Origin of the sequence: Chryseobacterium culicis, from assembly GCF_002979755.1 — a bacterium.
Lineage (GTDB): Bacteria > Bacteroidota > Bacteroidia > Flavobacteriales > Weeksellaceae > Chryseobacterium > Chryseobacterium culicis_A.
In genome coordinates this window covers 131,958-143,831 of the sequence record NZ_PCPP01000005.1, presented here as the reverse complement: position 1 = coordinate 143,831, position 11,874 = coordinate 131,958, and the positions used below count along the sequence as shown (strand labels likewise).

Here is an 11,874-nt window from a genome sequence, read left to right as displayed (position 1 = left end):
AATTTGAACCCCGAAAATAGGTTAATTTTGTTGTCCAATGGATATTCTATATTTAATGATCCTCTGCAGTGTTTCTTTAGCTGCGATTTTCTTGGTCGTATTTATAGTGTATGCCCGAAAAGGACAGTTTGAAGATGATGAATCTCCTGCTGTCAGAATCCTTTTCGATGACGAAAAAGTCAAAGAAAAGGATGAAACTGGCGACAAAAATAAAGACGAGGAAGAAATAGGAGAAAATAATAAAAATTGAGAAAAATAGTGAATAGTTGATATGGAAACACAGAAGTTTAGTTATGACAATAGTATTGTCCGTGCGTTCCTTTATGCGACCTTAGTTTTCGGTCTCATTGGATTTACGTTCGGGCTTACGGCGGCATTAATGCTTTTCTACCCTGAATTACCTGAATTCTTTTTCGGGACAGATGACACAACCATTAAAAGTTTGGCATCGGGTAATATTGAAGGGTTAATAAACACTCATGGTGCATTTGGTTTTGGTAGAATCAGAATGTTGCACACCAATACCGTAATCTTTGCATTCGTTTGTAACATCGTTTACACGGGTATTTATTACTCATTACAAAGATTATTAAAAACAAGAATGTACAGTGACACCTTGTCTTGGTTACATTTCTGGACTTGGCAGTTTATGATCGTTGCTACGTTCGTTACCTTCTTTATGGGGATCAATACCTCTAAGGAATATGCAGAACACGAGTGGCCGATCGACATATTGATCGCATTCTCATGGATCATTTTTGGTATCAATATGTTCCTGACTATTTCGAAGAGAAGAGTAAGACACCTTTATGTAGCCATCTGGTTCTACATCGGTACTTGGATTGCAGTAGCAATGCTTCACATCTTCAACAACCTTGAAGTACCTTTATCTTTCACAGGCTGGAAATCTTATTCAGCATATGCAGGGGTAAAAGATGCTATTGTACAGTGGTGGTATGGTCACAATGCGGTTGCATTCGTATTGACGACACCGGTTCTAGGTTTAATGTATTACTTCCTTCCGAAGGCTGCAGACAGACCGGTATTCTCTTATAAACTGTCTATTATTCACTTCTGGTCATTAATTTTCGTATATATCTGGGCTGGTCCTCACCACCTTCAGTATACAGCTCTTCCAGCGTGGGCTCAGGCGGTAGGAACAGGGTTCTCTATCATGCTTATTGCACCATCTTGGGGAGGAATGTTAAATGGTCTTCTTACGCTAAGAGGAGCTTGGGATAAAGTAAGAGAAAATCCTATCCTTAAGTTCTTTGTAGTAGCTGTTACTTGTTATGGTATGGCAACGTTTGAAGGGCCGCTTTTGGCAACTAAAAACATCAACAAAATTGGTCACTTTACAGACTGGGTTATCGGTCACGTACACTTAGGAGCTCTTGGATGGAATGGTTTCATGGCATTCGGGGTTATCTATTATTTGGTACCAATTATGTGGAGAACAAAACTTTGGTCTGTAAAATTAGCTAACTGGCATTTCTGGTTAGGTACTTTAGGAATTATCTTCTATGCAGTACCAATGTATATTTCAGGATTTACACAAGGATTAATGTGGAAGCAATTCAACCCGGATGGAACATTATTATGGAAAAACTGGTTGGATACTGTAACGGCAATTATTCCTTACTTTAAAATGAGATTCGTAGGAGGTTTATTCTATATTTCAGGATCTATCCTAATGATCGTAAACGTAATTGCTACGGTAAGAAAAGGATCATTCCAGAAAGAAGTTCCTGCTGAAGCTCCTGCATTGGCAAACATCAGCAAGAACAGAAAAGAAGGAGAAGGAACTCACCTTTGGTTAGAGAGAACTCCTGTATTACTAGGTATTTTATCTTTCATTACCATATCTATCGGTAGTTCAATTGAAATTATCCCTACATTATCTCTTAAGAAAAGTGTACCTACGATTTCAGCTGTGAAACCTTATTCACCACTGGAACTTGAAGGTAGAGATATCTATATCCGTGAAGGATGTAACGCTTGTCACTCTCAGATGGTAAGACCGTTCAGAGATGAGATCGTAAGATTCAACGGTAAAAACGGACAATACTCCAAAGCTGGAGAATTCGTATACGACAGACCATTCCTATGGGGTTCTAAGAGAACAGGACCGGATTTACATAGAGAAGGTGGTAAAAACCCAAGTTCTTGGCACTACAAACACATGTATAACCCAAGATCTACTTCTGCTGGTTCAATCATGCCTCGTTACCCTTGGTTAATTGCTACTGACTTAGACAGAACTAAGATGGTAGACAAAATGAAGCTGATGAAGAATGTATTCGATGTACCTTATACTAAGGCTGAAATCGATTCTGCAGATAAATGGGCAAACAACCAATCAGCAAAAATTGTAAAAGATATCTTCGCAGAAGCAAATGACCTTAAGGTAGCTTATGCTAAGAGACCTCAGGGAGAACTAGAGAAAAAAGAAATTGTAGCTCTTATTTCTTATCTTCAGAGATTAGGTACAGATATCAAAACAACTGAAATCAAAACAGCAAGTAATAACTAAAAAACATTAAAAGGCGCATACTATGATTCCTCAGAACTTTAAAGATATATTATCCAATACAGAAAATGCTGGCTTCTACCAGACACTGGCTCTGATTTTCTTTATGCTGTTCTTCATCGCTTTGGTAATCTATGTTTTTAGCAGGCCTAAAAAATATTACAAAGAAGAAGAAGAGGCACCTCTTGGGGATGATGAAGATGACGATTTTAATTTAAAAAATTAAACTATTTTTTATGAAACAAAGAACACCTGTTGTTATAAACATCTTAATAATAATCGGACTTTTAATAGTTTTTTATTATTTATTTGTACAGAGCTACGCGTTCCTTTCTTCACCTTACTTCTGGGGAACTGTTGTGATTGCGGGGATCCTTGCTTACATTCATGGAGCTATTGGAGACCTTATTGAAAACAACAAATTCAAGAAATTGTCTCCTGAAGAAAAGGCTGCTTATTTAGCTGAAAAGAAAGTACCTTTTTTCAAAAGATTATATCAAAGTGCTTTCAAAAAGCAATCTGCTTCTGAAGAAAAAGATATCCTTATCGACCACGGTTTCGATGGAATCATGGAGCTGGATAACCAATTACCAAAATGGTGGGTAGGTTTATTCTATTTTGGGACCGCTTTTTGTATTGTATATATCGCAGCATACTCTTTTACAGACTTCGCTCACCCGTTAAGCGAATATGAAAAAGAATATAAAGAGCAACTGGCAGCTATTGATAAATATATGGCAGAACAGCCTCCTGTAACTATTGAATCTGCAAAATATTCAGCAGATAATATTGCTGCAGGGGAAGAAATATTCAAGACAACCTGTGTTTCTTGCCACTCTGATGGTGGTAGAGGAGGTATCGGACCAAACCTTACCGATAACTACTGGCATAACCAACCTGAAAAAACATTATTCAAAAACGTATTCCACGTTGTAGAAAATGGAGTTACAGGGACTGCAATGCAGGCTTGGGGTAAAAATGGAGTTTTAACTGGAGCAGACATTCAAAATGTTGCAGCATATGTTTATCATATCAACCAGGAACAGCAACCAATTACTCCGGCTCAGGGAGGAGCTCCACCATATGGAGAAGAAGCTCACTGGGAAAAAGAATAATTTAAAAAATTAGAAAAAATATATGAAAAAAACATAATTTGTTATTAGCTAAAAAATAGTAACGAATTATGTTTTTTCTTTTTTAAAACCTATTACATATGTCAGACATAGAAGATATAGAAGTACGCGGCGGACAGGGACAGGTTCTGGACCCTGAGACTTACAGAGATTCTATAGGGACAATGGAGCAATCCGGAAAAAGAAGATGGGTATTTCCCAGAAAGCCAAAAGGGAAATATACCAACTATAGAAACATTGTAAGCTACCTTTTATTAATTATTTACTTTGCATTACCGTTCATCAAAATCAATGGTAACCCATTATTGATGTTCAATGTGATAGACAGAGCGTTTTTCATCTTTGGACAACCTTTCTATCCACAGGACTTTTTTATCCTTACTTTAGGTGCTATTGCCTCTTTAATCTTTATTATTGTTTTTACGATTGCATTCGGAAGAATTTTCTGCGGGTGGATTTGCCCTCAGACAATTTTTATGGAATCGATATTCCGTAAAATCGAATATCTGATTGAAGGTGACAGAAATAAGCAAATGAAGCTGGACAGACAAGAGTGGAACAGTGAGAAAATCTGGAAGAGAAGTTTGAAATGGACTGTTTATATTATCATTTCATTGATCATTACCCACTTTATGTTCATGTATATCGTAGGATATGAACAGGTATTTAAAATTATTGGTGAAGGGCCATTTGCTCATCCTACCAATTTTATTGTCATGATTCTTCTTACCGCTGCATTCTATTTTGTATTTGCATGGTTCAGAGAACAGGTTTGTACACTGGTATGCCCGTACGGAAGACTTCAGGGAGTATTGATTGATAAAGATACCATCAACGTTTTCTATGACTTCAAAAGAGGAGAAAACAGATCAAAATGGAGAAAAGGAGAAGACAGAAAAGCAGCAGGAAAAGGAGACTGTATCGACTGCCATCAGTGTGTGGTAGTATGCCCTACAGGGATTGATATCAGAGACGGACAACAGTTGGAATGTATCAACTGTACTGCCTGTATAGATGCCTGTGATGAAGTCATGGAAAAAGTAGGACTTCCAAAAGGACTGATCCGATATGCTTCTGAGAACGAAATTGAAAAAGAAACTCAGTTCAAATTTACAGGAAGAATGAAAGGTTTCAGTATATTTCTTTTCCTTCTTGTAGGTTTCTTAGGATATCTTCTGTACAGCCGTGGTGAGATGGAGGCTAAATTCATCAAACCTGCAGGAAGTACATTCTTTGTAAGAGACGGTAAAATTACCAATACCTATAATTATACCTTCCTTAATAAAACGAACGAAAAGAAAATGGTGACCATTAAAGTAATTGCTCCTGCCCATGGTGAAATTACTTACAGTGCATCAAGTAAAATCCAGGTAGACAGGGATAAAATATCAAAAGGAACCATCAATATCAGTTTCCCGGAAGATGAAATGAAACTGTCTAAACAGAATATTACCATTGGTGTTTATGACATGAAAGGTAAATTGGTGGATTCATATCAGACTTATTTTGAAGGACCATTCAAACTGCAATTTTAATTAGAAAAAAATGAAGAACTTTAGTTGGGGACACGGTGTTGTAATTGCATTACTTGCATTCATAGTTTTTATATTATCCATGATGTTTCTTTTCCCGAACGGGCAGAAGAATTCCGAAATGGTAACGGATAATTATTATGAAGAAGAGCTGAAGTACCAGGATGTGATTGATGCGAAGAAAAAAGCGGATGAATTACAGGAAAAACCTTTATACAGCCAGGACACCAAGGGAATTAAAATTACATTTCCAAAAGAATATAATAATTCAAATACTACGGTAAAATTTGTTTTAAACAGAACCGACGACCAGAATTTAGACATCAAAAAATCTGTACAGCTTGATGCCAGCCAGTCTTTCACAATTCCCGCACAGGTATTGAAAGTAGGAAACTACACGTTAAGATTAAGTTGGAGCAAAGATAAAACAGACTATAGAATGGATTATGATGTGATATGGAAATAGGACTTATTGTATCGGCTATTGCTTTAGGCTTTGCATCCGGTTTTCACTGTATCGGAATGTGTGGTCCTATTGCCTTGTCGATGGGATTAACTAAAAAGCAGGCCGCTAACTTCTATCTTCAGAACCTTACTTATCAATTCGGAAGAATTTTCACCTATTCATTATTGGGTGCACTTCTGGGAATTATCGGACAGGGATTTGAAATGGCAGGCTTTCAGAAATATCTGACGATTACAGCGGGAGTTCTCCTCATTATTATGGCTGTATTTTCATTTGGTGGAAAAGATTTTGCTTCAAAAATTCCTTTCCTCTCCAAATTCCTGTACAGTGTAAAAATGAACTTGGGAAAACTTCTTCAGAAAGCAGATTATCGCTCAAGATTCTCTACTGGACTTTTGAATGGCTTTTTACCATGTGGAATGGTGTATATGGCACTTACCGCCAGTCTTGCAGGCGGAGGAATATGGCAGGGAGCTTTATATATGGCTTTATTTGGTCTCGGAACCCTTCCGTTCATGTTTGCCATTGTTCTGGCCGGGAACCTCATGAATCAGGCCTTCAGGGTAAAAGTTCTAAAAGCTGTTCCGGTGATCATGATTATTTTAGGAGGATTATTTATCCTGAGAGGTCTTGAACTGGGTATTCCTTATGTTTCCCCGAAAGCTGAAGCAATGACGATTATTAAAGATCCCAACGGAGCGGTGAACTGCCATTAATTAGAATTTATAATATACCATGAAGAAAACAATCGTCTTATTTTTAATAAGTCTGGTTACCCTACAATCCTGCAACATTAATACTGAAGTAATCTATCATAAGGATACAGCCACCTCTATGATTACTGATGTAGATACCAGGGAATTTATGGCAGAGATGCAGGCTATGACTCCTGATTCCCTGAAACAGGAGAAATTTAATGAGCTGGATCGATTCCCAACAGTCTGGACCAGCATGCATGATATTCTAAAGAAAGAAGGGAAACTAAAAACGGAAAATCAGGATACGCTCAGAATGCTGAAAAAAGTTTTTTTGAAATCCACAAAAGATGGCAACGATCCTATTCCCACTGGATTTTCCTTTAAAATGGATCATTTTACTCCATATGATTATGAGATCATTAAAAATTTCAATAATGACGAAAAATTACCCTTTGATCAAAATTTACTCAATACCTGGGATGGTAAAACTCTAACCATTAACACCGATTTTTTCAATCTTAAAAATATTGAAGAAGTACTTCGCTCTCAAGGTTCTAAAGAAGAAACGGAAAAAATGGAGGGAATGATGATGATGTTTTTCAAAAATATCGGAACGACTTTAAAATTTGAAAGTAAAATAAAATCAATCACCGGTAAACATGACTGGCTGAAGCAGGTTGACGATTATTCTGTAAGAATAGAATATGATCTGAAAGCCATCTACAATAACGAAGCAAAGCTCAAAAATGCCGATAAAAAAATTATTATTGTCACAGAATAAAGCAAAACCCACCGGATTCCGGTGGGTTTTATTATTTTACGTTTAATCTATCAAAAAATCAAATTTCAATTCTGAAGATTGAACTTTTCTATCAGAGATTTAATGATTTCTTTTTGTTCATCAATACATATATCTTTTTCAAATATACGTTTCTCATATTGTTCAATAACCTTACTGAAGTTATGAGTTACAATCTCCGAATTCTCTCCTTTATCCGTTTTATGTTTAAAAATAATACCATTATCTTCAAACCAGGATAATACATCTACATGCAGGATTTTTTCAATGCATGCCAGCTGAATAACTGTTGGAAGACCTTTATCACTCTCCCAATTCGAAATAGTCTTTTGTGTTGTGTTCAGAGATGACGCCAAGTCATCCTGAGACATCCTCATGGATTCCCTCACTTGTTTTAATTTTTGTCCGATTTTCATGGTAATGATAAATTTAGTAAAAATTTTCTGAAACTTAGTAAAATAGGTTTTCTTTTATTGAATCCTCTTTTTTACATTTGAAATGTGATTAAAATGGTATAAAAACTAAAAAAAATCTAACCATGAAAAAAACTAATTTATCAAAATCTCGTTTAACAAGAGACGAATTAAAAAACATCAGCGGAGCACGTGCAATTGACATGGGTGAAGGATTAGATCCAGGAGGAGATATCGGTGGAACATGTCCTAAAACAACACCTATCTACAGATGCTTTAAGTTAGCAGACGGAAGCTGGTATTGCTACTGCGGTTATAACTAATCTGAGATTTTGACAGTAAGGTCAGGTATATTTAAATGATCCTCACCTTTGCTTATTATATTCTATTCAATAAATAAGCGACAAAATAAAAACCCTCTTATCTAAAGATAGGAGGGTTTAATTATTTTTATACTAATTTTTAGTTTATAACGTCAAATCGTGCATATTCTGCAACCTTTTTAGGAAGTTTGATGCCTTCTGCTGTCTGGTTGTTTTCAAGCAACGCAGCCATAATTCTTGGTAATGCCATGGCTGATCCGTTCAAGGTGTGAACCAGCTGAGATTTACCATCTCCTTTATAGCGGCACTTCAATCTGTTGGCCTGGAATGTTTCAAAGTTAGATACAGAACTTACTTCTAACCACATTTCCTGGGCAGCACTCCAAACTTCGAAGTCATACGTCATTGCAGATGCAAAACCTGTATCACCACCGCAAAGTCTCAATACTCTGAACGGAAGTTCAAGATCTGTAAGAATTTCTTTGATATGCTCTACCATTTCTTCCAAAACAGCATAAGAATTTTCAGGTTTTTCAATTCTTACAATTTCAACTTTTTCAAACTGGTGAAGACGGTTTAGCCCTCTTACATGAGCACCGTAGCTTCCTGCCTCTCTTCTGTAACACTGAGAGAATGCTGTATTTTTGATCGGAAGATCTTTTTCATCAAGCAAAACGTCACGGTAAAGATTGGTTACAGGAACTTCTGCTGTAGGAATAAGATATAATTTATCTTCGTTGATATAATACATCTGTCCTTCCTTATCCGGAAGCTGACCGGTACCAAAACCTGATGCCTCATTTACAACATGAGGAGGATTTACTTCTGTATATCCTTTTTCAACGTTTTTATCTAAGAAATACTGCACCAAAGCTCTCTGTAATCTTGCTCCTTTTCCTAAATAAACAGGAAAACCAGCTCCGGCAATTTTCACTCCTAATTCAAAATCGATAAGGTTATATTTTTTTGCCAGTTCCCAGTGAGGGATTGCTCCTTCCCCAAGACCTTCTACAGGATGAGACTGGAAAATAATTTCGTTATCATCAGCAGAAGCACCACTCTTCACCAATTCATTGGGAATGTTGGGAAGCTGATACAGAATATTCAGTAAGTCATTTTCTTTAACTTCTAACTGGGATTTCAATTCTGAGCTCGACTCTTTGTATTGTGCTGTTTTAGACTTTGCCGATTCCGCTTCTTCTTTTTTCCCTTCTTTCATCAAAAGTCCGATTTCTTTCGAAATTTTGTTGATTTCGGAAAGCTGGGAATCTAGTTCAAACTGGATTCTTTTTCTTTCTTCGTCGGCAGCGATCGCCTCGTCTACCAACTCAAGATTTTTGAATTGTCTTTTCTTAAGACCTTCTAAAACGCGTTCTTTATTGTCGCGCAAAAAATTGACTTGTAACATTTTATTTAGATGTTAAATATTAGATGTTTAGCTTATAATCAGCTAACAGTTGTACAAATTTAAAAATTATTTTGTGATCGTAACGGTATTTATCGAAGTTGGTGCATCAGCATTTTTTGAAAACACTTCATTTCCGTCATATAATACCTTTGAAACCTGAAATGCGGTGGGCGTATTACGATACTGAACCTCCAGTAATCCTATAACATTATCAGCTACATTAGTACTTTTAGTAAACGTAATCTGCATTCTGGAGAAATAGGAAGTTCCTGTTCCCGGATTATCTGGGCTGATAGAATCCAGACGTCTTCTTTTTGCGCCTGCAAGATATTCCATATAAAACAGAGAATCGGTTGTCATTCTCAATGAAATGCTCACCGGAGAATTATCTTTAGCTCCGAAAACATCATTCACAGAATATCCTGTAAAAGATCCTGTTTTCTTACTGTTCAGAAGATCCTGACCAGCGCTGTTTTTCATGTAGATATTAAGTACCTGATCTATTCTCTGTAAAGAATCATCATCACTTTTGCAACTGATCAGTGCAAAAACCACAACAAGTATACTCCAAAAATATTTCATCATAAATACAAAGGTAAAATATTAATCTTTAGGCAGCTTCTTTATTTTTCAAAATATTTCTGGTACCATAGCTCAAAAGTAACCAGCTGCCATATTTTCACCCAGTCATATTCATGTTCCTGGTGATTCCACCATTCATCAATCACCGCTGCATTGAAGAAGTTTCTCTTCTTTAAACTTTCAAGGTTTTCAACAATAAAATCTCTTACTCTTTTTTCGTTTTTAATGAAATAATTAACAGGAAATGAAAACCCTTTTTTAGGCATATTCAAAACTGATTCGGGAAGATATTTTTCAGCGGTTTTACGCAATAAGGGTTTATTCTGAATACCATTAAACCTGATATTCTGGGGCAGGGCTGATACATAATCAATAAGATTGTTACTTAGATAGGGATAACGAAATTCCACACTGTATTTCATGGCACTCAGATCATCCCGAAAAACGTGGTGAGAAGACAGTGAATATTTCATATCATATTCAAAATATCCGGAATAGTTTTTTGTTTCTGAAAGATGATATTCTGAAAGTTCTGAATTAATTTTATTGTAAATATCAGGCTGTATAAGGCTTTTAGCTTCCAAAGGCATCATACTGATCTGGCTTTGTCTGAAAAAGTCAAACATATCATCCTGAGAGAAATAGTTTTTAACCCGTTGCGAAAATTTGTCTTTTGTGAAGATCAATGGACTTAGAAAATTAAAATTCCTCATCAGAAGCCATCTGTTGAGCTTCAGCGTATGGGAATAACCTGCAAAAAGCTCATCGGCTCCGTTTCCGCTCAATACCACTTTAAAATCTTTATCATGTGCATATTTTGCCGCATTGATTAACACTTCAAAACTGCTGTAAGGCTCTTCAAAATGCTGAATATTTTCTTTAAGTTGTTCCAGTGCTTCTTCATCACTTACTTCCTTCACTTCATGGGAAACCCCAAAATGCTGAGCTGCCAGAGATGCATTTTTCACTTCTTCATCAGAAAACGGATAAGAGATGGTGTAGGTATTAATATTGGCATTAAAAGATTTTGATTTTGAAGCAATTAAGGTAGAATCTATCCCACCACTCATCATAACTGCTACAGGAACATCGGCATATAATTGTTCTGAAATACTTTCGGAAAGAAGTTCGTCTATTTTTTTTACCGCTTCTTCCTGAGAAATGTTTTTAGCAGACGGTGAAGGCAGTTTCCAGAATTTTTCTTTGATAATTTTTTGATTCTTTAAATCAACGGTCATAAAGGAAGCTGGTTCCAGAGAGAAAATACGCTGAAAACAGGTTTGTGGAGCCAGTGTGGTCTGAAAAAGGAAATTAGTATACACTCCATCCCAGTTGATTTCTGGTTTTACCCATTCATTTTTCAGTAATGCTTTTATTTCTGAAGCCCAAACCAGCCCTTGTTCACTATGATGATAAAATAAAGGTTTCATCCCTACTCTATCTCTTGCCAGTATAAGCTTTTGGGAGATAAGATCCACGATACAAATCGCAAACATCCCATCCAGCTTTGCAAAGGTTGAATTTCCCCACTCTTTATAAGCCTTGAGAATAACTTCCGTATCAGAAGTACTGTAGAAAGTATGTCCTAAAATTTCAAGTTCTTTTCTTAATTTTTTAAAATTATAAATCTCTCCATTAAATGTAATAACAATCTGCTCGTCTTCTGAAAGCATCGGCTGATGCCCTTTTTCAGAAAGATCAATAATGGATAGCCTGCGAAACCCTAAGGCAATATTGGAATTTATTTCCTGTAAAACCGGAAACTGTTCTTGAATTTTTTGAGTAGAATCATTTCCTGAAAAACAAAGTCCATGGCTGTGATCATATAGCCAGAATCCTTCATCATCCGGTCCGCGATGTCTGATTGCCTGATTCATTTCCAGAATATTTTTTGAGGAAATACTTTTATGAAATGAATAATAACCGCTGATTCCGCACATAGTAAAGACTTAATAGTTTTGTAAAAATAGGGAAATGACTTTATTTTCCG

General features: G+C 36.3%; 13 protein-coding genes. 9 read left to right on the top strand and 4 right to left on the bottom strand.

Going from position 1 to position 11,874, the window contains the following annotated elements:
* Nucleotides 1–37: 37 nt before the first annotated feature.
* The 8 genes from ccoS to CQ022_RS20355 all read left to right on the top strand — a co-directional run bounded on the left by ccoS (nt 38) and on the right by CQ022_RS20355 (nt 7,140).
* On the top strand, nt 38–250 hold the full coding sequence (ccoS, locus tag CQ022_RS20390) for a cbb3-type cytochrome oxidase assembly protein CcoS (protein WP_105684124.1): 213 nt from the start codon (nt 38–40) through the stop codon (nt 248–250).
* A 21-nt stretch (nt 251–271) separates the two neighbouring features.
* Complete coding sequence (ccoN, locus tag CQ022_RS20385) at nt 272–2,533, top strand: cytochrome-c oxidase, cbb3-type subunit I (protein WP_105684123.1); 2,262 nt, start codon at nt 272–274, stop codon at nt 2,531–2,533.
* A 22-nt stretch (nt 2,534–2,555) separates the two neighbouring features.
* Complete coding sequence (locus CQ022_RS20380; RefSeq protein WP_002983870.1) at nt 2,556–2,756, top strand: cbb3-type cytochrome oxidase subunit 3; 201 nt, start codon at nt 2,556–2,558, stop codon at nt 2,754–2,756.
* Nucleotides 2,757–2,766: 10 nt separating this feature from the next.
* Nucleotides 2,767–3,645, top strand: coding sequence for a c-type cytochrome (locus CQ022_RS20375; RefSeq protein WP_105684122.1), 879 nt, complete (start codon nt 2,767–2,769; stop codon nt 3,643–3,645).
* Nucleotides 3,646–3,743: 98 nt separating this feature from the next.
* Nucleotides 3,744–5,198, top strand: a complete 1,455-nt coding sequence (ccoG, locus tag CQ022_RS20370; RefSeq protein ID WP_105684121.1) for a cytochrome c oxidase accessory protein CcoG — start codon at nt 3,744–3,746, stop codon at nt 5,196–5,198.
* Nucleotides 5,199–5,208: 10 nt separating this feature from the next.
* Nucleotides 5,209–5,661, top strand: coding sequence for a FixH family protein (locus tag CQ022_RS20365; RefSeq protein ID WP_105684120.1), 453 nt, complete (start codon nt 5,209–5,211; stop codon nt 5,659–5,661).
* The gene (locus CQ022_RS20360; protein WP_105684119.1) at nt 5,652–6,377 is read left to right on the top strand and encodes a sulfite exporter TauE/SafE family protein; all 726 of its coding nucleotides are present in this window, start codon (nt 5,652–5,654) and stop codon (nt 6,375–6,377) included. The genes CQ022_RS20365 and CQ022_RS20360 overlap by 10 nt, the downstream gene beginning before the upstream one ends.
* A 19-nt stretch (nt 6,378–6,396) precedes the next feature.
* Nucleotides 6,397–7,140 (top strand): hypothetical protein, encoded by a 744-nt coding sequence (locus CQ022_RS20355; protein WP_105684118.1) that lies wholly within the window; start codon nt 6,397–6,399, stop codon nt 7,138–7,140.
* 65 nt (nt 7,141–7,205) lie between these two features.
* Here CQ022_RS20355 and CQ022_RS20350 read toward each other — a convergent pair whose 3' ends face one another.
* A complete protein-coding gene (locus CQ022_RS20350) occupies nt 7,206–7,574 on the bottom strand; it encodes a helix-turn-helix domain-containing protein (RefSeq protein ID WP_105684117.1) in 369 nt (122 codons plus the stop codon).
* 122 nt (nt 7,575–7,696) lie between these two features.
* Between CQ022_RS20350 and CQ022_RS20345 the strand changes: the two genes are divergently transcribed.
* Nucleotides 7,697–7,894, top strand: coding sequence for a hypothetical protein (locus tag CQ022_RS20345; RefSeq protein WP_105684116.1), 198 nt, complete (start codon nt 7,697–7,699; stop codon nt 7,892–7,894).
* Nucleotides 7,895–8,033: 139 nt separating this feature from the next.
* Here CQ022_RS20345 and serS read toward each other — a convergent pair whose 3' ends face one another.
* From serS to asnB, 3 genes are all read right to left on the bottom strand, one after another.
* A complete protein-coding gene (serS, locus tag CQ022_RS20340) occupies nt 8,034–9,302 on the bottom strand; it encodes a serine--tRNA ligase (RefSeq protein ID WP_105684115.1) in 1,269 nt (422 codons plus the stop codon).
* 66 nt (nt 9,303–9,368) lie between these two features.
* Nucleotides 9,369–9,887: a hypothetical protein gene (locus CQ022_RS20335; protein ID WP_105684114.1), complete on the bottom strand. Its 519-nt coding sequence runs from the start codon at nt 9,885–9,887 to the stop codon at nt 9,369–9,371.
* A 38-nt stretch (nt 9,888–9,925) separates the two neighbouring features.
* Nucleotides 9,926–11,824 carry an asparagine synthase (glutamine-hydrolyzing) gene (gene asnB / locus CQ022_RS20330; RefSeq protein ID WP_105684113.1) on the bottom strand — a complete coding sequence of 633 codons (1,899 nt, stop codon included), beginning with the start codon at nt 11,822–11,824 and terminating at the stop codon, nt 9,926–9,928.
* Nucleotides 11,825–11,874 lie beyond the last annotated feature (50 nt).

Bases quoted from the DNA above. Each gene is read 5' to 3' on its own strand.
- ccoS (WP_105684124.1), top strand. From the start codon at position 38: ATGGATATTCTATATTTAATGATCCTCTGCAGTGTTTCTTTAGCTGCG.
- ccoN (WP_105684123.1), top strand. From the start codon at position 272: ATGGAAACACAGAAGTTTAGTTATGACAATAGTATTGTCCGTGCGTTC.
- CQ022_RS20380 (WP_002983870.1), top strand. From the start codon at position 2,556: ATGATTCCTCAGAACTTTAAAGATATATTATCCAATACAGAAAATGCT.
- CQ022_RS20375 (WP_105684122.1), top strand. From the start codon at position 2,767: ATGAAACAAAGAACACCTGTTGTTATAAACATCTTAATAATAATCGGA.
- ccoG (WP_105684121.1), top strand. From the start codon at position 3,744: ATGTCAGACATAGAAGATATAGAAGTACGCGGCGGACAGGGACAGGTT.
- CQ022_RS20365 (WP_105684120.1), top strand. From the start codon at position 5,209: ATGAAGAACTTTAGTTGGGGACACGGTGTTGTAATTGCATTACTTGCA.
- CQ022_RS20360 (WP_105684119.1), top strand. From the start codon at position 5,652: ATGGAAATAGGACTTATTGTATCGGCTATTGCTTTAGGCTTTGCATCC.
- CQ022_RS20355 (WP_105684118.1), top strand. From the start codon at position 6,397: ATGAAGAAAACAATCGTCTTATTTTTAATAAGTCTGGTTACCCTACAA.
- CQ022_RS20350 (WP_105684117.1), bottom strand. From the start codon at position 7,574: ATGAAAATCGGACAAAAATTAAAACAAGTGAGGGAATCCATGAGGATG.
- CQ022_RS20345 (WP_105684116.1), top strand. From the start codon at position 7,697: ATGAAAAAAACTAATTTATCAAAATCTCGTTTAACAAGAGACGAATTA.
- serS (WP_105684115.1), bottom strand. From the start codon at position 9,302: ATGTTACAAGTCAATTTTTTGCGCGACAATAAAGAACGCGTTTTAGAA.
- CQ022_RS20335 (WP_105684114.1), bottom strand. From the start codon at position 9,887: ATGATGAAATATTTTTGGAGTATACTTGTTGTGGTTTTTGCACTGATC.
- asnB (WP_105684113.1), bottom strand. From the start codon at position 11,824: ATGTGCGGAATCAGCGGTTATTATTCATTTCATAAAAGTATTTCCTCA.